We start from the raw sequence: 20,926 nt of genomic DNA on the forward strand, positions 1-20,926 counted from the left end.
AAACTTGTTTCTCACATTCTCTTTCTTTGTAGTAAATTTTACAAACATCACTTTTTGTATATTCTACAAATAGCTATTTGTCTCAAAAATTAAAGCTTGACTAAATACCCCACGGACTTTCTCTTTTAAATTAAAAGTATATTCAAAATAATGATACTCATATCCACTGATATCTTGTATTTCTTCCCTTCTTTATATCCTACGAATTTCTTCTACGAGCTGATACATGCCGCATCAGCTCCATAGATATTTCTAACAACTACTCCACAGGAAACTGTGTATTTGGATCTTGATCCATGGGTATTTCTGAACCAGGCGCTTGATCTACAGGAGTTTGCGTACTTAGACCTTGCCCCATGGGTATTTCTGAACCAGGCGCTTGATCTACAGGAGTTTGTGTACTTAGACCTTGCCCCATGGGTACTTCTGAACCAGGTGCTTGATCTACAGGAGTTTGCGTACTTAGACCCTGCCCCATGGGTATTTCTGAACCAGGTGCTTGATCTACAGGAGTTTGCGTACTTAGACCCTGCCCCATGGGTATTTCTGAACCAGGTGCTTGATCTACAGGAGTTTGTGTACTTAGATCCTGCCCCATGGGTACTTCTGAACCAGGTGCTTGATCTACAGGAGTTTGCGTACTTAGACCCTGCCCCATGGGCATTTCTGAACTAGCTTCTTGATCTACAGGAGTTTGCGTACTTAGATCCTGCCCAATGGGCATTTCTGAACCCTGTATCTTTTCTGGCTGTTTTCTTACGGATATATCTTTGCTTGATAACTGCTCAGACACTGAAGAATCATCTCTACTTGATATTTCCGGTTCAATAACACGTCCTGAACCACCCATCATATTATAATTTAAATGAGAAATAGCCCACCAAGTTCCCCCAATAATAACAAAAACGCAAATAACAGCAAACCATAACGCGCTTAAATTCCACTTGGCGTCTGGACCAGAATTCAAGTGCAAAAAGAAAACAATTTGTACTATAATCTGAATAATCGCCATCCCAATAAGATACGCAACCTTTGTACTAACTGCCCAACTTTCCATCATTCCATACATCACAGGAACAAAAGAACCCAAAGTGAAAAATACAGCCAGAATAAAACCAACCAAATAGGAACCAGTACTGGGACCATGTGTTTCATTTTGCACGCTCATCACAACGCTCCTAATAGATAAACCATGGTGAAAACACCAATCCATACAATATCAAGTAAATGCCAAAAAATGGAAAGGCATGCTAAACGTGTTTTATTGTTCTGATCCAAACCATTACGACGAAGATGAAAAAACATCACAACCATCCAAAGAAGACCAACACTTACATGAAGTCCATGGGTGCCAACCAAAGCAAAAAATGCTGACCAATAAGCAGAGAGAATTTCCCGTCCAAAAAGCTGTAAACCTGTTGCAGGATCAATACCCGCATAAGCATTTGGATCGTAATAAAAAACCTCACTCAAAAGTTCATGAAATTCGTAAAGTTCCATACCAATGAAGCAACACCCCAATACAAAGGTAATAGCCATCCATAAACGCACACCACTGATGTTATTTTTATGTGCTTGTACCATTACAAAGCCATAAGTGACGGATGAAAACAACAAGAAAGCAGTCTCAACCAAAACAAACTTTAAATCTATAAACTCATTACCCGCTTTACCACCGCCATAAGAAGCAGAAAATACAGCAAAACTTGAAAACAATGTCGAAAACAGGATTAAGTCTGAAAGAATATAGACCCAAAAACCAAACGTCATTACCGAGCTACTATCGTGGTGAAGTTCATCTATAGTACTCGCGTTATTCATTGTTACAGCACTCATACTGTCACTCCTTGTTCTTTAAGAACAGCCGTAAAGGCATCTTCAGTTTTTTGCACTTCTTCAGCTGGAATATAGTAACCATGATGATCACCTGTTAATGAATGACACACAAGCGTTGCAATAAAACCAACCAGTCCAACCGCAACAAGCCACCAAATATGCCAAACAAGTGCAAAACCAACAACTAATGAGAAGAATCCCGCAATAATTCCAGCAGATGTATTTGATGGCATATGAATTTTTGTAAATCCACTTGTCGGCCGTTGATAACCACTTTTCTTCATATTCCAATAAGCGTCATCAGACTGTATCTTTGGAAGGAGGGCAAAATTATAGGAAGGAGGCGGTGAAGAGGTAAACCATTCAAGTGTACGTGCATCACCCCAAGAATCATTTAATGTTACCGGTAAGTGACCTTTATGCTTAATACCGTACCAAATCGCCAAAACAACCTGTAACACAAAACAAAGAATACCAAGTAAGATAATACAAGCACCTAATGCAGCAATAATAAACATCGGCTGCCAACTAGGTTCCATGTAATGCTGAAGACGACGCGTCGCCCCCATTAAACCAAGCGCATAAACGGGGAAAAAGGCAAGGTAAAAACCAATAAACCAACACCAAAAAGATGCAATACCTAGTATGCGATTTGGTTTATAACCAAAAACTTTTGGAAACCAAAATGCAATCCCCGCTAAGTACGCAAAAACCACACCTCCAATAATTGTATGATGGAAATGTGCTATCAAAAAGAGCGAATTATGAAACTGCCAATCAGCAGGGACAATAGATAATAAAACACCGGTTAATCCACCACCAACAAATGTAAAGATCATGCCCATGCACCAAAGCATTGGAGGCTCAAAGCGAATTCGACCTTTATACATCGTAAGCAGCCAATTAAAGACTTTTACACCTGTTGGAACTGCGATGATCATTGTCGCAATACCAAAGAAAGTATTTACAGCTTCACCGCCACCCATTGTGAAAAAATGATGTCCCCAAACAAGAAGCGAAAGAATCAAAATAACCAACATGGCCCATACCATCGAAGTATAACCAAAGAGGCGCTTTGAAGAAAAAGTTGACACAACTTCAGAAACAATTCCAAAAGCAGGAACAACCAAAACATAAACCTCAGGATGACCAAAAACCCAAACATAGTTAATCCATACCATCGGATTTCCGCCACCAACATTAGAAAAGAAATTCATGCCCAAATAACGATCGCATGCCAAGAGTGCAAATGCTACAGCCAAGACAGGGTAAATAACTAAAATAAGAACATTGCTGACAAAAGCACTCCAACAGAAAATAGGCATTCTCATCATTGTCATTCCAGGAGCACGCATTTTAATCATCGTTGCAATAAAATTTACTGATCCCATTGTTGTTGCAATACCAGAAAGCTGAAGTGACCATAAATAATAATCTACCCCTGTATCTGGACTCGTTTGCAATTCTGTAAAAGGTGGGTACATCAGCCAACCACCACGACCAAAATTACCAACACCTAGGGATATGTTAATTAATATTGCCCCCGCAGCCGTAATCCAAAAACCTAGATTATTTGCAAAGGGAAAAGCAACATCACGCGCACCAATTTGAAGCGGTATAAGATAATTAAAAAGACCAAATAAAATAGGCGTGGCCATGAAAAAAATCATGATCGTACCATGCGCCGAAAAAATTTGATCAAAATGCTCAGGGGGCAAATAACCAGCTGTTTCACTCCCAAGAGCTAAAGCTTGATGCGTTCGCATCATAAGTGCGTCCGCAAAACCGCGAACAAGCATAATAATTCCAAGAACGATGTACATAATACCTATGCGTTTATGGTCAACCGTTGTAATCCAATTTCGCCATAGAATCCCCCACCACCCAAGTGCTGTTAAAGCAATAACAGCAATTAAACCAACCAAAACAATCGCAATACATGTATACAAAACGATCGGTTCATGTGCAAGCGCATGAAAAGCACCTGCCGTAGGATCTGTAAGTCTTCCAAACATTTCTCAACCCATTTCAAATGAAATTCAAGTTTAAAAGAAACCTTTGTTAAAAGGGCTCTTTACTTTATTGACTCTGTTAAATAACATCAGGATCAAATACTGAACATAGTGCACCCCACAGCGTCTGAGCAGCAGCACGTTTCATTAAATCTTCATTACATACCGTCTTTTCATCGACACATCGATTAACAACACGATAATAAAGCCGCTTCTCAACAGGTGCAAAATAACGAACTTCAGCATCTTTTTCCTTCGCAGCAATATCACCCATACGAGGCGCAATAGAAAGTTGACGATAAGATGCACGATCAAGTACTCGACCATTAGCCCGAGCTTTTACAATCCAATCCTCAAAATCCTGCAAAGACACAGAATGCCACTTAAACCGCATACTCGAAAAACCATCACCACTGTAATTTGCTGAGGCTCCTTTGAATACTCCTTGCTCTTCAGCGACCAAATGCAACTTAGCATTCATCTGCGGCATAGCGTAAAGAACTGTACCCAATTTGGGAACCCAAAAAGCATTGACAGAATTCTCTGACGTTAATTGCAATAAAACTTGACGTCCTTCAGGCGCATAAATCTCATTAATCGATGCAACACCATATTCAGGATAAATAAAAAGCCATTTCCAATCAAGAGCAACAGCATCAATCTGTAATGGCTTTCCTTCACCCACAACTTCCACTGGAAGAGGATTTGTAGGTTCAAGCTTATAGGTATAATAAGCTGTTAATGAACCTAAAACCATTACAATTACAACTGGAATACCCCACATCAATGCTTCAATTTTATTTGAATGCGCCCAATCAGGAGAATAGTCCGCTTTCATATTCGATGCACGATATTTTATAGCTAAAAATACCACACTCACCATAACTGGGATGACAATACAAAGCATCACCACCACACAAACAACGATCAAAATGAGCTGTTGACGTGCAACATAACCTGATGGCTGTATAACATCAATTTTACAACCAGACAAAAGCAGTGCTCCCCCTAAAATCACAAGCATTTCTAATTGTCTAACAAAGCTTTTCACCTTTATTTACCCCCGTCATACGCACTAAAAATTGTCATAAATATATACCTCACATTGTACAGATTTGAAAATAATTATCAAGAGAATTCAATGCCTATATTACTCTTATTAAACGCCTACTCTTTATCTATCACAATTTAATTGTTTTGCTTAATTGTTTTGCAATATACTCAAGTGCAAACCAATATCCATCACCTCCACACCCAGTTATGACAGCGTCTACACCTGCAGATGTATAAGAATGGTGACGAAAAGCTTCACGCTGATAAATATGAGATAAATGAACTTCTACTTTCGGCCCTGAAAACATTTTTAGGGCATCAAGAAGTGCAACAGATGTATGACTGTAAGCCGCTGGATTAATGATCAATCCAGAACTTGCCTCTATTGCTTCTTGTATCCATGCTACTAATTGCCCTTCACAGTTACTTTGATAAAAATTTATTATAATATCATTTTTTTTTGCCCATTCTCTGCATCTTTTTTCAATATCTTCTAGAGTTTCAATTCCATAAATTTCTGGCTCACGTTGACCTAGAAAATTTAAATTAGGACCATTTAAAATTGTTATTATCTCTGACATAGCAAGCCTTTTCTTTCAGACCTATCACTTATTAAAAAAATATTTAGCATGTTTTTATGGCAATAAAGCTCCATCCTTAATCTCAAAGAATTCTGCGCGTCCTTTTAAGTCATCGAATAAAAGACGATCTGTTCCTGTCATAAATGTTTGTACAGCTAAATCATCAAGAATATCAAATAGAGCAGCACGTCGATGCGAATCAAGATGGGCAGCCATTTCATCAAGAAGAAGAATGGGAGATCTTTCCGATATCATACCTGTTAGACGTGCATGACACAAAACTAAACCTGTCAGCAGCGCTTTTTGTTCACCTGTTGAACAAGATGTTGCTGCTCTATTTTTATCAGCATAAAAAACCTGCAAATCTGCACGATGTGGTCCTTCTAACGTCCGACCAGCAGCACGATCCATTGCGCGATTATGCCGTAATCGATCACAAAATTGTTCTTCAACTTCAGTTGCTGATATTTCACTAAGAGCTGTTTCCAAAAAACCATCAATTTGCAAAAAAGCTCGTGGAAAAGGTATCTGTGATGGCATTTGTGTAAACATGTCATTTAAAAGACGAATAACATCAACACGCGCCGCAGAAATAGCTGTCGCCAGTTCTGCCATCTGCTTTTCTAAAGCATCAAACCAAGCACAATCTTCATTTCCATCTAAAAACAAACGATTACGTGCGCGCATAGCTCTATCATAATCGGCTATGCGGCGCCTATGCAAGGGATCAATCGCCAAAACCATACGATCCAAAAAACTACGGCGCTCAAGTGAAGGACCTGTAAAAAGACCATCCATAGACGGTGTTAGGACACTAATATGACAATAATCTGTTAGGCAATCACTCGACTCATTCACACCATTAATATGGACCTTTCGACTGTTATCGCTAACCTCGAAAGCTGTACCAATCTTTACTTCACCATAAAGAGCGCATTCAAGACGCGCAAATACAACAAATCCTCCACCACCATCTACAAAGCTAACGTCAGAATAAACAGCGCGCCGCAAACCACGGCCAGGAGAAAGAAAAGATAACGCCTCTAAAAGATTCGTCTTACCAGCACCATTATGGCCAGTAAAAACCACATGCTGACCAGAAAAATGAATATTGAAAAAAGAATAATTGCGATAACGTAAAAGCTTCAGCTGCCTCACTGCCACTTTGTGCACATGACTGGCCATACATTGCAAAACAACCGCCCCTAAACGCGAATAGGCATCAGTACATAGAGCACATCCACATCATCATTATCACGAATCAGAGCGGGTGCTCCAGCCTCAGCCAACATAAAAACCATCTCATCGCTTGAAAGCTGCCCAGCAATATCCAAAAGATAACGTGAATTAAACCCTATCTCAAGCGGTTCAGATGCATAAGTTACTGATAATTGATCTTCTGCACTGCCCGAATCTGGGCTATTAACAACAAGCCTTAACTGTCCATGCTCAATCGTTAATTTAACTGCACGCCCCCGATCACTTGAAATCGTTGAAACACGATCAACGGCAGAAGAAAAGTCCTGCCTATTAACAATTAATTCTTTATCATTTCCAAGAGGGATAACACGTTGATAATCCGGAAATGTTCCATCAATTAATTTTGATGTAAAAATCACAGAGCCTATAGAAAAACGAATTTTTGTCTCTGAAAGCTCTATACACACATCACTATCATTTTCTTCTGAAAGAAGTTTTTGCAATTCTCCTACAGCTTTACGGGGAACAATAACACTAGGCATTCCCTCAACTCCCGAAGGAGCTTCCATCTCAACTTGTGCCAAACGATGACCATCAGTTGCAACCAAACGCAATTTCAAAACATCATCATTAATAATATGGAAATAAATACCATTAAGATAATAACGGGTTTCTTCAGTAGAAATAGCAAATTGTGTACAATCAAGTAAATGTTTTAAGCCTGATGCCGATAAAGAAAAACGATAACCAAACTGCCCAGGAAGCGACTCTGGAAAGTCTGACTTCGGAAGACATTGAAGCTGAAAATGTGCACAACCCGAAACCACAGACATTGTACCTGCTTGATTCTCATCGACGGATAATACAACTTCATTGCTATCAGGAAGTTTTCGAATGATATCATAAAGCAAATGTGCTGGAACAGTTGTTGCTCCAGCTTGTTTAACATTAACTGCAAAAGATTCCATAACCTCTAAATCAAGGTCTGTTGCTTTTAACTGTACACGGCCATTTTCTGCATCAATCAACACATTCGATAAAATAGGAACAGTATTACGGCGCTCTACCACACGGTGAACCCGACCAAGAGACTTGAGAAATTGACTGCGATCAACTGTAATACGCATAAAAGCCCCGTATGATTTACTAAAAACTATAAGAATTCTTTAGACTTAAAGAATAGACCCTCTTTAAGAATCGCCTGCTAGAGTTTATTAAACCTCTCTTAAAATGGCAAGTCACTCCTGCATAAGAAAAAATAAATCTTTTCATTAAATTCTTTAAAGTCTCTCCAAGGAAAGAAACGATAAACACTATACAGCCTGTTCTCCAATCAACCGCTTAAGCAATTCAAGTTCCTTAGCCAAGGTCTGATCACCACAAACCAAATCTTCAATTTTACGCACAGCGTGTAAAACTGTTGTATGATCACGCCCACCAAAACGGCGCCCAATTTCTGGCAACGAGCGAGGAGTTAATACTTTTGCTAAATACATTGCAACTTGCCGTGGCTTCACAACCGTACGTGTTCGACGATTAGATAACAAGTCCTGTTTAGAAACATTATAATGGCGTGCTACCGTACGCTGAATTTCTTCAATCCGAATACGCTTAGGTTCACCAGGACGTGTCAAGTGACCTAATAACTCATCAATCCGCTCTAAAGATAAATCAGACTCAAAAGATTGACGAAACAAGAGCTGATTAAATGCACCTTCAATATCACGCCCCGACCCTAAAACCGTTTTCGCAATATATTCCAAGATATCATCAGAAATTGATACCATGCCATCATCTTGTTGTGCCACCTTCAACCGCTGGCGCAACATTTGCAAACGCATTTCATAATCTGGTGCTTCAATTTCAAGGGCCACCCCTCCCTGAAGACGAGAGCGAACGCGAAGATCAAGCGATTCTAATTCTGCTGGTGGACGATCTGCAGCGACAACAACCTGTTTTGCACTATCAAGCAACATATTAAGCAAATGGCAAAACTCGTGTTGTATCGACTTACCCTGTAAAAACTGCATATCATCAATAATTAAAAGGTCGATATCACGAAGCTGTTCTTTAAAAGAAAGAGCATCATTATCACGAATAGCTGTTGCAAAACGCCACATAAAATATTCAGCAGTTAAATAAATAACGCGCGCAGACGTTAAACGCTTCAATGCAGAAGCAGCAATCGCTTGAAGCAAATGTGTTTTTCCTAAGCCAACAGATGCGTGAATAAAAAGAGGATTAAAACGTAAAGCACTTTTATGCCCCTCCGCAATAGAACGCGCAGCGGCTAAAGCAACACGATTAGAAGCCCCCTCAACAAAACTTTCAAAAGTATAACGAGAATCAAGTGGAGATCCAAAAACTCCCGTTTGAGAACTCTTAACTGAATGCTCTGCGCAACTTTCAACAAAAGATGAAGTCGCCTGCTCCTCTAGTACAACAGAAGGAACACTTCTTTTACAAACGACATCTCTTGAAACGCGTTCCATACCACGAACAATAACTTCAACACGAAGAATTGCTGAATTCTCTTGTTTCCATAAATGAGTCAAAAGAGAACCATAGTGATTATTAATCCATGAACGTAAAAAAGCAGTAGGAACAGAAAGCTTTACAAGAGTATGACTATATTCAGCAAGCTTCACGCGCCCAAACCAACTGGTATAAGCCTCAACACCAACCTGTACCTTTAATTGCGCCATAACACGTATAAAAGCCGCTGCACTTTCCTCCTCTGAAACAATAGAATGCCCTATAGGAGCACTTCTACAAACATTCTCATCACTCTCCGTCATCCTATTCTTTATTATGTTCTCTGCCGACAGGATATTTACCGAAACCCTTTTAAAGGAACTAGCTTTAGAGTTCAATTTATCCACCATCTTCCATCCTGATAAAAATAAAATTTTGTCCTGCCAAACAGCTAAAATAAATCTAGCGAAGGCAAAACGCCCTACCCCAAATAAGATTACTCACCCTCCCCTAGGATAGCCTCATCACAACCCCACTAACAAAGATGACCAATAAGATTTACTTGCACTCATGATATGACCCACCCTTCTAAAATGGTAAACATATCCATTAAGAAAACTAAAAAACCGTCAGAAAACCTCTCCAACACAAAAGTTTAGAAAAGCCTAAATCAAAACATCTTGTATTCAACAAAGTACAGAATAATACGCTGATGTGACCCCTTCATGCTTTTTAGTCTTCATAAGAACCATACAAAACAGCAGAGGTAAAATGCAAGAGGTCAAAATAAAATCAAAAAACCCAAAAAAAATGCTTATATTAATGAGGACTGAAAAAAATATTGATTCAATTCATTTTTTTTCTCTAAATTTACCAATAATTAAAGAATCTCTTCAGATTTAAAAAAAAAAATAAAATGCTTGACAAAAAAGACTCTGTAAAAATCCACAAAGCTTGTGGATAACCATACCCCCCTCTATAAACTTTCTCTCCTTTTTCAAGTGGAGAATCATTATCGATTCTTATTTTCAATAGAAACTTTTTGAAAATAAACAAAAAGCCAGCATCCTCATGGATACTGGCTTTTTTCTCAATTAAAGGAGAAAAAGTTTAAACGCTGAGAGCCTTCAACCGTTTAGCTAAACGCGATACTTTCCTCGCAGCAGCATTTTTATGAAAAACCCCTTTAGAAACTGCACGCATAATTTCAGGCTCAAAATTCTTAAATGCAATCTCCGCAGATGCCTTATCGCCACCCGCCAAAGCATCATCAAACTTACGTATAAAAGTACGAACGCGTGAACGGCGGGCCTTATTAACCTGTGTGCGCGCCGCAACCTTGCGCACCGCTTTTCGAGCAGAAGGTGTATTCGCCATAAATATAATCTCTCTTTCAACACCTTGGTAAAATGAGTCTCAATAACAACTCTACCAATATAAATAAATCCAACCCAAGCAAAACTATAAAGCTGCCTATAACTCGTGTGGTTTATAACGCAATCCCAAAGCTAACGTCAATTAGATTTTCAAAGATAGTCATAAAAAAACGAAGCCAAACTCTTTGATCCGCAACTTTATAGCCTAATAATAGATATTCCTTAACAAACAAAAGAATTTAAACGGCTAACTTACGCAAGACATATTGCAAAATTCCACCATGATGCAAATAATCTAGCTCATCTTCAGTATCAACACGGCATAATAATGGAACGGTTTTTACCGTACCATCAGAAAAAGTAATTTTCGCTACAGTCTTTTGACGAGGTTTCAAGTTATGAATCCCTTCAATTGTCACCTTTTCATCTCCCTTTAAGCCTAAAGATTTCCAACTTAGCCCCTCCTCAAAGACAAAAGGGACAATGCCCATACCAACAAGATTAGAACGATGTATCCTTTCAAAAGATTGCACAATCACCGCTTTGACACCAAGAAGATTGGTCCCCTTGGCAGCCCAATCGCGTGATGATCCATTACCATATTCAACACCTGCAAAAACAACGAGCGGAATACCTTCTTGTTTATACGCCATTGCTGCATCGTAAATGGTTTGTTCTACCGCTGACGGATAATGAACCGTATAACCTCCTTCTCGACCATTTTCCCCTAACATAAAATTACGAATGCGAATATTGGCAAAGGTCCCACGCACCATAACTTCATGATTCCCACGACGCGTTCCATACTGGTTAAAATCAGCTACTTTAACACCATGATCCATTAAATATTTTCCGGCAGGAGAAGCTGCTTTAATAGAACCAGCAGGAGAAATATGATCCGTCGTGATTTTATCACCAAATAAACCTAAAATCCGTGCATCTCTAATATCTGGTAAGATATCAGGTGTTTTCTGCATATCATCGAAATAAGGTGGATTGCGTACATAGGTGGATCGCTCATCCCAAGAATAGGTAGAACCCGTAGGAATCTGAACTTTTTGCCAATTTTCATCTCCCTTAAAAACATCTGCATACTTTTCGGCAAAAACCTTACGCGTGACATTTTTTTCGATAAACTCCTGTATTTCTTGAGAAGTTGGCCAAATATCTCTCAAATAAATGGGTTGGCCATTTGAATCTTCACCAAGAGGCTCCTTGGTTAAATCCTTACACACCGTCCCGATGAGCGCATGTGCAACAACTAACGGTGGTGAAGCTAAATAATTCGCTTGCACATCAGGGGAAACACGCCCTTCAAAATTACGATTTCCTGAAAGAACCGCAGATGCAATTATACCATTGTCATTAATCGTTTTGGAAATAGCTGGATGCAAAGGACCAGAATTCCCAATACATGTTGTGCACCCAAATCCTACTAAGTTAAATCCCAGTGCATCTAAATCTTTTTGCAGACCCGAATTTTGAAGGTAAGCTTCAACGACTTGTGAACCAGGTGCAAGAGAAGTTTTTACCCATGGTTTACTCTTGAGCCCCTTTGCCACAGCATTTCGTGCCAAAAGACCCGCTGCAATAAGAACACTTGGATTCGATGTATTCGTACACGACGTAATCGCAGCGATCACCACATCACCGTGACCAAGCGTATATTCTTCACCCTCGACCTGATAACGCTTATCTTGTCCAGAAGTCTTCTTATAGTCTTCGACCAATGCCTTCTCAAAACCCTGCCCAACGTTTTCCAATGCAATACGTCCTTCAGGACGTTTAGGACCAGCCATAGAAGAGACAACAGTTCCCATATCTAATTCAATTGTATCACTAAAAATGGGATGAGCTACCATTTCATCATGCCACATCCCTTGTGCTTTGGTGTAAGCCTCCACTAAGGCAATCCGATTTTCATCACGCCCTGTCATATTGAGATAACGCACTGTCTCCTTATCAATTGGGAAAAAACCACACGTTGCTCCATATTCAGGTGCCATATTTCCAATCGTTGCCCGATCAGCAAGTGTCATATGCTCCAAACCAGGACCAAAAAACTCAACAAATTTACCGACAACACCCTTCCGACGTAGCATTTGAGTCACCGTCAATACGAGATCGGTGGCTGTTACACCTTCCTTAAGTTTACCTGTTAGACGAAAACCAATCACTTCAGGTAACAACATAGAAACAGGTTGGCCTAACATTGCTGCTTCTGCTTCAATACCACCAACACCCCAACCTAAAACCCCTAAACCATTTACCATAGTCGTATGCGAATCAGTTCCCACACAGGTGTCAGGATAAATCGTCTCACACCCCTCTTCATTCTTCATCCATACACATTGTGCTAAATATTCTAGGTTAACCTGATGACAAATCCCTGTTCCTGGAGGAACAACACGAAAATTTTGAAAGGCTTGCTGCCCCCATTTAAGGAAACGATAGCGTTCACCATTGCGTTCATATTCATGCTCGACGTTTTCCTTAAAAGCCATGGAAGTGCCAAAAGCATCAACAATAACTGAGTGATCAATGATGAGATCAACGGGAATGAGAGGATTGATTTTTTCAGCGTTACCACCAAGTTTAACCATAGCATCACGCATTGCAGAAAGATCAACAACTGCTGGAACACCTGTAAAATCCTGCATAAGAACACGCGCAGGACGGTAAGCAATTTCTGCCCCGGCACTCCCTTTGTCGTTTAACCACTTAGCAACATTGAGGATATCCTCTTTTTTAACTGTGCGACCATCTTCAAATCGCAATAAATTTTCGAGAATAACTTTCATCGAAAACGGTAAACGAGAAACACCTTCAAGTCCGTTCTTCTCCGCTTCGATCAAACTATAATAAATATATTCTTTGCCACCAACATTTAATACTCTGCGACAATTAAAGCTATCAATTTGAGTCATGACTGTCCACCCTCAATACTATAACCACCCAATTTCCAGGAATGAACAACACAAACTACGAGTCAAGGTCGCAGCTTGAGCGCAGACGCAATTACCTCCGCTATCCATTTCCCCTCCACCCTCTCATAGGCAAATGCGGAAATCAGCGCCAGAAACCATTTTACACCAGATATTGATGTAAGGTATCCTTTATAGAACTATTTCTAGAACTATTCTAGGTACAATTGCATAAAAAATGTGTTTTTTATTCTATAATACAATAAAGAATATGAAAATAAAAACAAAATAGGCAATCACATGGTGTTATCAGGCAAAGATTTAGCCGCTTACAGAAACGAAGAAATTCTGTTTAAAGGTCTTTCTTTTTGTTTATTTTCACAGCAACTTATGACAATCACCGGTCCTAATGGTATCGGAAAGTCTACATTACTCCGAATCATTGTCGGTCTTCTTGAAGCTGCTGAAGGTCATATAATACTTAAAGACCATGATCAAATATACCCTGTTGCAACTGCCTGTCATTATCTTGGTCCTCAAAATGCTATGAAACCTCTTTTATCTGTCATTGATAATTTGCAATTTTGGGCAGATTTTTACGGTCAACATTTACGTTTTGCGCATGAAGCTCTTGCCGATATTGGTCTTTCTAACCTTGAACATTTACCCTTTAACGCTCTGTCAACTGGACAACAAAGACGCGTAGCTATTGCTCGCCTTTTGCTCTCCTATCGTCCTCTTTGGATTTTAGATGAACCAATATCTGGGCTTGATAACCATGCTCAAAAACTCCTTGCTCGTATTTTCCAGCGTCATCTCAATCAAGGTGGTATGATTATCGCTGCAACTCATAATTCCATAGGCATTCCAGAAAACCATAAAATCGCTCTGGAAAAATTTTTACCTCTCTAGGAGAGAATAAAATGAAAGCACTGTTCTGGCGTGATCTTAAACTATTATTAGTGCTACAAGCCTCTTCACTAACAGGATTATTGTTTTTTATCGCTGTTGTTGTCATAACCCCCTTTGCCATTGGGCCAGACCCCAAAATTCTTGCACAAATAGGACCAGGTATATTGTGGTTTGGAGCCCTTCTTGCAGGGCTTCTCAATCTGAACAAACTTTTCCAAATCGATCGCGATGATGGTAATCTCGACCAATTTATCCTTTCAGGACAAAGACAAAGTTTTACTCTAATTGTCTTTACCAAATGTTTTGCCCATTGGGTAGGAACGATGCTTCCTCTTATTTTTGCCACACCTATTTTAGCCCTCATGCTCCATTTAGATGTAACAATAACTTTTACAACAATACTCACCCTTTTATGCGGAACACCAGCTATTATTTTTATTGGTGCTATAGGCGCTGCACTCGCAACCTCATTGTTGCACAGTACTTTGCTTATTTTTATCATTATCTTGCCGTGGATCATTCCAATTATGATTTTTGGTGTTTCGGCTGCTACAGCCCCAATAAACCCAAATACCTCTTTTCTTACTTCCCTAGCTCTTCTCAGTGCTTTTTCACTTCTTTTGAGTCTCTTTAGCTCTTTTGTTGCTGCAATAACGCTTAAACTTTTATCAGAATAATAAAAGATGATTGCCGCATAGCAAAACTCTGCCTATTATGAATTTTATGAATGAACTATCTCGTACATATAAAATCAGGTCACTCCCTGCAAGTTTCACCCTTTTCATGAAAATAAGCAGTATCGTCTTACCTTGGTTGGCCGGCATAACATTGTGTTTCCTTATCTTAGGACTTATTCTAGTGATGCATTCCCCTGATGACTATCAACAAGGCATTACTGTTAAGATTATGTACCTTCATGTTCCCTTTGCGTGGTTGTCTACATTCTGCTATGTAACGATAAGTGCAGCGGCATTAGGAAATCTGATTTGGAAATATCATCTTGCTGACGTGGCACTTAAATGTGGAGCGCCTATTGGGGCAATTTTTACCGCCTTGGCTCTCATGACAGGAGCGCTTTGGGGGCGACCTACATGGGGAACATGGTGGGTCTGGGATGCACGGTTAACATCAGTTTTAATTCTGCTTTTTATCTATCTCTCCATTATCCTGCTTGGGCGTGCTTTTGACAACCAAGTAAAAGCCGCTCGTGCTACTGCAATTCTTACACTTGTTGGATTTGTTAATATCCCTGTTATTAAATTTTCCGTTAATTGGTGGAATACATTGCATCAACCAGCATCATTGTTACGTGCTGGAGGATCAACAATCGACAATGCTATGTTATGGCCCCTTATAACAATGCTCTTTTGTTTTATCTTTATGTTTATTGTGCTTTATTTGATGGCTATGCGAAATGAAATCAATAGTCATTATATCCGAATACTTCAGATTAAAAAATCCCGTCGTGCACAACAACAGGACGCTTCATCATGCTCGACCTAAATGGCATCCACAGCGGACTTTTAGGAAATCTATCTCAGAAAATTGATTTTTTCCTTAGCACCCTTAAACACGAGCAAATTGTTGTTTTAAGCTATGTGCTTTCTGCAATATCCCTCTTATGTCTTATTGGATATATTCTTTGCAAAGCTCTATACCAAAAAAAAATTCTCCAACAACTAAACAAAAAAGAGCTGTCACAAAAAGAAAAGTATAATGAAAAACATCCCTCCAAACTTAAAAAAAATATATCTTTGCCTGTTCTGCTTGTTTTTTTTGGACCATTTGTTCTTTTTCTTCTTCTCATGGTGTTTTTTTTCAACTTTATGGATAAAAAACACCTTCAAGATTCTTCTCTTCTCGCAAACGCATTGGCTGAAAAACCTGCTCCCAATATTCATCTTCCTCTTCTTGATAAAGAAAGTTATCTCAATTCAAAACAGTTTAAAGGACGTGTCACATTGGTCAATTTTTGGGGCTCTTGGTGTCTGCCCTGTCGCGAAGAACATCCTATTCTTATGCAAATTGCACAAGATAAACGTTTTGATCTGATTGGTATTAATTATAAAGATAATAAAACAAATGCCCTGCGTTTTTTAAACAGTTTTGGTAATCCTTTTAAATTTATTGGCTTTGATGTTTCAGGATATACAGCCATTGATTGGGGAATATATGGCCCCCCAGAAACCTTTCTCTTGAATAAAGAGAGCATCATTATTGCCAAACATGTTGGTCCCTTAACGTGGCAAATTTATCAAAAAAAAATTCTACCAAAAATTGAACAAGCGATTATGACAGAAGAAAAATAAAATAATGCAGGTTTGTAAAAACATAACGTTTTATCATGCTATGTATACTACTTTATTTATACGGACCATCATTCTTCTTAGAAAAATTTTACAAGAGCATTACCATTGTTGATTCAAAAACATGTGTAAAGAAATATCTGTTTGGGAGCTTTATTTTTGATTACTTGGACAAAAACAATATTGCTGTAGAACCATCGTTAGATTAGTGACAGCAACCAACTATTATTTTCAAAGTCATATAGTATTTTGTCTTCGCATTTTTATCTAAAATGCACATTGTTATGAGGGGACTTCACCACTATTCTCATCTTTTTTATAAAATAACAAACCCGTTCCTTCGCAGCGTCATTGTTATATTTATTCCCATTATACTATCTGTTCGTAATAGACTCTATAAAGTCCATATTGAGTCTATACATTCTTATTCTATCGATAATTTCTCTTATGATTATAACTAATGAGCTTTTTTGACTCTTAATAAGATAAATTCGAGTCAAAAAATATGACTACAATCAAAAAGTCTCATTTAACAGAGAAGATAAGTTATGAATACATAATCAATCTATCAATGAACATTATAAAAGAATTCATTGTAAGAAATAAACTTTTGAGATGTAAAAAGTATAAAAGAAGCTTTTTCGAGAGGAGAAAATATATTTTACAGAGAACTCTTTTTTAAGCACTCTATAACGTAATTACTGATCTCAACAGAAAAATCACTCGTATACATTAAAAAACTCTAAGACAAAAAATATTCTAGAAGTTCATATGAGCTTATGCGCAAACTTTTATGACGCAAATAAAATAGGCTTTTGTTGCAATCATCATTTTTTATGAAAAATATTTGATTATGTTTTTTCTTCTAAAAATTCTTGCGGTGTAAAACAATATGTTTTTGAGCAAAATTCACATGTGACTGAAATATATTTATTTTTAACCATTTTATTGCGTTCATCAATAGAAAAGCCTTCTAGGATTCCTTTAATTTTTTCGTGTGAACAAGAACATTGATCGACAAGAGAAAAAGGATTAAAAACTCTAACACCTTGTTCATGAAAAAGACGGAACAAGAGCTGTTTACTACCGACTTGGGGATCTGTTAATTCTGAACTTTCAATCGTTTCCATGAGTATTTTAGATTCCTGCCATTGGTTATCCAATTGGGTATGAGTTTTCGTTTCTTCTCGCTTTTGATGAGGGGCATCTATTTTATGATGAGACGATTCTTGGGGTAAAAGTTGGATCAAAATACCTCCAGCTCGCCAGCTTTTCTGCGGTTTTCCTTGTTGGTCACGATTAATTAATATAGCAACAGCCAGACGGATATCGGTAGGAATTTGTTCTGATTGATCAAAATAAATACGAGAAGCTTCTTGTAAATTTGATCCATCTAATGCAACTATCCCTTGATAGGGTTGCATATGGGGACCTTGATCAATTGTGAAGGCTAAAGTGCCTTTTCCTAAAAGTGTTTCTGAAGAGGTTTGACCATTGTCTATGGCTTGTTTCAGCTGTTCTTTATCAAAACGAGCGTATCCACGTAAACTGGAAGGAGGCGAAAAATCGCACACCAACATATTAACCGGTCCATCGGAATGGGTTTGTAGAATAAATTTTCCCGTAAGTTTTAGAGAAGTTCCAAGCAGAACCGTTAAAAGTAAAGCTTCTGCCAGAAGATAAGAAACCGGTTCAGGGTATTGATGTCTGTTAAGAATAGAATTTAAAGTTTCCCCAAGTTGTACGGCACGTCCACGGATATCAAGTTCTTCAACTTGAAAGGGAATAACACTATCATCTTCACGCAAGAAGTTGTTGTTGGGAGAGGCTTCATCTTTAGCTTGTTCACTCATAGCTTTGCCTTTTTTATATAATTTGTTGTAGGGAGGCTATTGTGGAGAGAAAAACGCATCTTGTAAACACCAAGAAAGAATTGCTTTTTGAACATGAAGACGATTTTCAGCCTCATCGAAAACAACGGAGTGCGGTCCATCAATCACAGAATCAACAACTTCTTCACCGCGATGAGCAGGAAGACAATGCATAAAAAGAGCATCAGATTTTGCTAATTTCATGAGAGATTCATTGACTTGATAAGGCTGAAAAGTAGAACGACTGCGAGCACGAAATTCTTGTCCCATGGAGACCCATGTGTCGGTCATAATACAATCAGCATCTTGAGCTGCTTTTTGGGGATTATGGGTTAGTGTAAGATGCGCTCCTCGTTCACGTGCCCAATGGATAAATTTTTCCTGTGGCTCACTGCCCTTTGGAGTAGCAATACGCAAATGAAAATCAAAAAGAGCTGCAGCTTCAATTAAGGAATGGAGTACATTATTACCATCCCCCATCCACGCAAATATTTTACCAGAAATAGGCCCCCGATGCTCCTCATAGGTTAATATATCTGCTAGAATTTGGCAAGGATGTGTATCATCTGTAAGGGCATTAATGACAGGAATTTGTGCATATTGTGCCAATTCGAGCATACGTTGATGTTTTGTTGTTCGTAATATCACGATATCCACAAAACGAGATAAAACACGAGCCGTATCAGCTATAGTTTCACTGTGACCAAGCTGCATTTCTGAACCCGTGAGCATGATTGTATCTCCGCCAAGCTGGCGCATACTGATATCGAATGAAATACGGGTTCGTGTGGATGGTTTTTCAAAAATCATCGCAAGTGTTTTACCTATAAAAGGTTTTGAACCTTTTCCTGCTTTAAAAGATGCTTTAAGGATCTTCGCATAATCGATCAGTGCGCGTGCTATTGCTGGCGTTAAAATGGATAAGTCCGTGAAATGACGAAGAGCATTTGTCATGTGTGTGATATTTGTCTTTCTTTGTTTACTTGCGAAAGATAAGCTATTGCTTTTTCAATACGATGCAAACTTTCATCTATTTCTTCTTCCCTAATGATAAGAGGAGGCAATAAGCGCACAACATTGTTGTTGGCAGCAACACTTAAGAGATGTTCATTTTCTAAAGCATTAACGACAAGATTTGAAGACACAACACATTGAATACCCAACATTAGCCCCATCCCCGGAACTGCGCGGATAATATCAGGATAGATATTGAGAATATGCAAAAGTCCACTTTTTAGTTTATCCCCCATGCGCTGAACATGGTTGAGAAAACTTGGCTCTAACAAAATATCAAGAACACTATTTCCTACAGCCATTCCAAGAAGATTTCCTCCAAAGGTTGAACCATGTGTCCCAAGTGTCATGCTTTTTGCAACTTTATCCGTTGCAAGGCAAGCGCCTAATGGAAATCCCCCTCCTAATCCTTTTGCGAGGGTAAGAATATCAGGTGTGACATCACTCCATTCATAAGCAAAAAGCTTTCCTGTTCGTCCTATACCCGTTTGGACTTCATCTAAAATCAATAATAGACCATTATCATCGCATATTTTGCGCAAAAATCTTAAATATTCATGAGGGACCGTTCGTATTCCTCCTTCTCCTTGAATAGGTTCAATAAGAATAGCGGCGGTATTTTTATTAATAGCATTACACAAAGCGATTTCATCACAAAAAGGTACTTGAATAAATCCACCAGCTTTAGGTCCAAAGCCTTCAAGATATTTTTCATGCCCAGTCGCAGCAAGTGCTGCAAGTGTACGTCCATGAAATGCCCCTTCAAAAGTAATTATTTCAATGCGTTCTGAATGACCAGCAGCATAGTAATAATGACGTGCCGTTTTGAATGCGCACTCCAATGCTTCAGTACCTGAATTGCAGAAAAAAACCTTATCCGCAAAACTATTTGCACAAAGCCGCGTGGCAAGAGATGCTTGTTCAGGAGATTGAAAAATATTAGAAACATGCCAAAGTTTTTCAGCTTGTATTTTGAGCGTATCAACCAATTTTGGATGTGAATACCCTAATGCATTAACAGCAATGCCAGATGTGAAATCAAGATAATGTTCTCCTTTATCGGAAATAAGCCATACACCATGCCCCTGTTCAAAATGCAAATTTCGTCGTGCGAAGCATTCATAAAGTGGTTGTATAGAGACAGCATCCATCATAATTCCCTTTATATTTTAACCTTTTCAATATATATACAAAGCAACACTACAAATAAAACAGCATGGTACATTTCGTTACGGTGCTTTCAACATTTCATTACGATTAGTGATTACACCTATAGAATAGATCATTACACCAATTGAAAAAAAGTCAATGAAGGTTCTACAAATAAGCATTTTGGGGAAAAGCCTTAAACAAAAGTGAAAGTTTA

17 protein-coding genes are annotated in these 20,926 nt (G+C 38.7%); 4 read left to right on the forward strand and 13 right to left on the reverse strand.

Annotated features, from left to right (window positions below):
* Nucleotides 1–259: 259 nt before the first annotated feature.
* From cyoD to acnA, 10 genes are all read right to left on the reverse strand, one after another.
* Nucleotides 260–1,168 carry a cytochrome o ubiquinol oxidase subunit IV gene (cyoD, locus tag ACFILL_RS00160; RefSeq protein WP_375642980.1) on the reverse strand — a complete coding sequence of 303 codons (909 nt, stop codon included), beginning with the start codon at nt 1,166–1,168 and terminating at the stop codon, nt 260–262.
* On the reverse strand, nt 1,168–1,836 hold the full coding sequence (locus tag ACFILL_RS00165) for a cytochrome (ubi)quinol oxidase subunit III (protein WP_375642981.1): 669 nt from the start codon (nt 1,834–1,836) through the stop codon (nt 1,168–1,170). Before ACFILL_RS00165 ends, cyoD begins: the two co-directional genes overlap by 1 nt.
* Nucleotides 1,833–3,851 (reverse strand): cytochrome o ubiquinol oxidase subunit I, encoded by a 2,019-nt coding sequence (gene cyoB, locus ACFILL_RS00170; protein WP_273790278.1) that lies wholly within the window; start codon nt 3,849–3,851, stop codon nt 1,833–1,835. The genes ACFILL_RS00165 and cyoB overlap by 4 nt, the downstream gene beginning before the upstream one ends.
* 76 nt (nt 3,852–3,927) lie before the next feature.
* Nucleotides 3,928–4,899: a ubiquinol oxidase subunit II gene (gene cyoA, locus ACFILL_RS00175; RefSeq protein ID WP_273790277.1), complete on the reverse strand. Its 972-nt coding sequence runs from the start codon at nt 4,897–4,899 to the stop codon at nt 3,928–3,930.
* 130 nt (nt 4,900–5,029) lie between these two features.
* Complete coding sequence (aroQ, locus tag ACFILL_RS00180; protein ID WP_273790276.1) at nt 5,030–5,482, reverse strand: type II 3-dehydroquinate dehydratase; 453 nt, start codon at nt 5,480–5,482, stop codon at nt 5,030–5,032.
* 54 nt (nt 5,483–5,536) lie between these two features.
* Entirely contained in the window at nt 5,537–6,667 is a 1,131-nt protein-coding gene (gene recF / locus ACFILL_RS00185) for a DNA replication/repair protein RecF (RefSeq protein WP_273790275.1), read from the reverse strand.
* 20 nt (nt 6,668–6,687) lie between these two features.
* On the reverse strand, nt 6,688–7,809 hold the full coding sequence (gene dnaN / locus ACFILL_RS00190) for a DNA polymerase III subunit beta (protein WP_375642983.1): 1,122 nt from the start codon (nt 7,807–7,809) through the stop codon (nt 6,688–6,690).
* A 186-nt stretch (nt 7,810–7,995) separates the two neighbouring features.
* Nucleotides 7,996–9,567, reverse strand: a complete 1,572-nt coding sequence (dnaA, locus tag ACFILL_RS00195) for a chromosomal replication initiator protein DnaA (RefSeq protein ID WP_273790273.1) — start codon at nt 9,565–9,567, stop codon at nt 7,996–7,998.
* 700 nt (nt 9,568–10,267) lie between these two features.
* A complete protein-coding gene (gene rpsT, locus ACFILL_RS00200) occupies nt 10,268–10,534 on the reverse strand; it encodes a 30S ribosomal protein S20 (protein ID WP_273790272.1) in 267 nt (88 codons plus the stop codon).
* A gap of 238 nt (nt 10,535–10,772) precedes the next feature.
* Nucleotides 10,773–13,460: an aconitate hydratase AcnA gene (gene acnA / locus ACFILL_RS00205; protein ID WP_375642984.1), complete on the reverse strand. Its 2,688-nt coding sequence runs from the start codon at nt 13,458–13,460 to the stop codon at nt 10,773–10,775.
* A gap of 297 nt (nt 13,461–13,757) precedes the next feature.
* Between acnA and ccmA the strand changes: the two genes are divergently transcribed.
* From ccmA to ACFILL_RS00225, 4 genes are all read left to right on the forward strand, one after another.
* A complete protein-coding gene (gene ccmA / locus ACFILL_RS00210; RefSeq protein WP_273790270.1) occupies nt 13,758–14,369 on the forward strand; it encodes a heme ABC exporter ATP-binding protein CcmA in 612 nt (203 codons plus the stop codon).
* An 11-nt stretch (nt 14,370–14,380) separates the two neighbouring features.
* Nucleotides 14,381–15,046 carry a heme exporter protein CcmB gene (gene ccmB, locus ACFILL_RS00215; protein WP_375630511.1) on the forward strand — a complete coding sequence of 222 codons (666 nt, stop codon included), beginning with the start codon at nt 14,381–14,383 and terminating at the stop codon, nt 15,044–15,046.
* Nucleotides 15,047–15,092: 46 nt separating this feature from the next.
* Nucleotides 15,093–15,872 carry a heme ABC transporter permease gene (locus ACFILL_RS00220; protein WP_375642985.1) on the forward strand — a complete coding sequence of 260 codons (780 nt, stop codon included), beginning with the start codon at nt 15,093–15,095 and terminating at the stop codon, nt 15,870–15,872.
* A gap of 191 nt (nt 15,873–16,063) precedes the next feature.
* Nucleotides 16,064–16,678 (forward strand): DsbE family thiol:disulfide interchange protein, encoded by a 615-nt coding sequence (locus ACFILL_RS00225; RefSeq protein ID WP_375637349.1) that lies wholly within the window; start codon nt 16,064–16,066, stop codon nt 16,676–16,678.
* Nucleotides 16,679–17,526: 848 nt separating this feature from the next.
* On the opposite strand, the gene ACFILL_RS00230 is transcribed toward ACFILL_RS00225, so the two are convergent.
* The 3 genes from ACFILL_RS00230 to ACFILL_RS00240 are packed head-to-tail and all read right to left on the reverse strand — an operon-like array spanning nt 17,527 to nt 20,711.
* On the reverse strand, nt 17,527–18,528 hold the full coding sequence (locus ACFILL_RS00230) for an Hsp33 family molecular chaperone (protein WP_375642987.1): 1,002 nt from the start codon (nt 18,526–18,528) through the stop codon (nt 17,527–17,529).
* Nucleotides 18,529–18,564: 36 nt separating this feature from the next.
* Nucleotides 18,565–19,500: an ornithine carbamoyltransferase gene (gene argF, locus ACFILL_RS00235; RefSeq protein ID WP_375630517.1), complete on the reverse strand. Its 936-nt coding sequence runs from the start codon at nt 19,498–19,500 to the stop codon at nt 18,565–18,567.
* Nucleotides 19,497–20,711 carry an aspartate aminotransferase family protein gene (locus tag ACFILL_RS00240; protein ID WP_273790265.1) on the reverse strand — a complete coding sequence of 405 codons (1,215 nt, stop codon included), beginning with the start codon at nt 20,709–20,711 and terminating at the stop codon, nt 19,497–19,499. The genes argF and ACFILL_RS00240 overlap by 4 nt, the downstream gene beginning before the upstream one ends.
* Between the last annotated feature and the right edge of the window lie 215 nt (nt 20,712–20,926).

It is taken from the genome of Bartonella sp. AP20NXHL, from assembly GCF_042196165.1.
Classification (GTDB): domain Bacteria; phylum Pseudomonadota; class Alphaproteobacteria; order Rhizobiales; family Rhizobiaceae; genus Bartonella.

Bases quoted from the DNA above. Each gene is read 5' to 3' on its own strand.
- rpsT (WP_273790272.1), bottom strand. From the start codon at position 10,534: ATGGCGAATACACCTTCTGCTCGAAAAGCGGTGCGCAAGGTTGCGGCG.
- cyoD (WP_375642980.1), bottom strand. From the start codon at position 1,168: ATGAGCGTGCAAAATGAAACACATGGTCCCAGTACTGGTTCCTATTTG.
- ACFILL_RS00165 (WP_375642981.1), bottom strand. From the start codon at position 1,836: ATGAGTGCTGTAACAATGAATAACGCGAGTACTATAGATGAACTTCAC.
- ccmB (WP_375630511.1), top strand. From the start codon at position 14,381: ATGAAAGCACTGTTCTGGCGTGATCTTAAACTATTATTAGTGCTACAA.
- acnA (WP_375642984.1), bottom strand. From the start codon at position 13,460: ATGACTCAAATTGATAGCTTTAATTGTCGCAGAGTATTAAATGTTGGT.
- argF (WP_375630517.1), bottom strand. From the start codon at position 19,500: ATGACAAATGCTCTTCGTCATTTCACGGACTTATCCATTTTAACGCCA.
- dnaN (WP_375642983.1), bottom strand. From the start codon at position 7,809: ATGCGTATTACAGTTGATCGCAGTCAATTTCTCAAGTCTCTTGGTCGG.
- ACFILL_RS00230 (WP_375642987.1), bottom strand. From the start codon at position 18,528: ATGAGTGAACAAGCTAAAGATGAAGCCTCTCCCAACAACAACTTCTTG.
- dnaA (WP_273790273.1), bottom strand. From the start codon at position 9,567: ATGGTGGATAAATTGAACTCTAAAGCTAGTTCCTTTAAAAGGGTTTCG.
- aroQ (WP_273790276.1), bottom strand. From the start codon at position 5,482: ATGTCAGAGATAATAACAATTTTAAATGGTCCTAATTTAAATTTTCTA.
- ACFILL_RS00240 (WP_273790265.1), bottom strand. From the start codon at position 20,711: ATGGATGCTGTCTCTATACAACCACTTTATGAATGCTTCGCACGACGA.
- cyoB (WP_273790278.1), bottom strand. From the start codon at position 3,851: ATGTTTGGAAGACTTACAGATCCTACGGCAGGTGCTTTTCATGCGCTT.
- recF (WP_273790275.1), bottom strand. From the start codon at position 6,667: ATGGCCAGTCATGTGCACAAAGTGGCAGTGAGGCAGCTGAAGCTTTTA.
- ACFILL_RS00220 (WP_375642985.1), top strand. From the start codon at position 15,093: ATGAATGAACTATCTCGTACATATAAAATCAGGTCACTCCCTGCAAGT.
- ccmA (WP_273790270.1), top strand. From the start codon at position 13,758: ATGGTGTTATCAGGCAAAGATTTAGCCGCTTACAGAAACGAAGAAATT.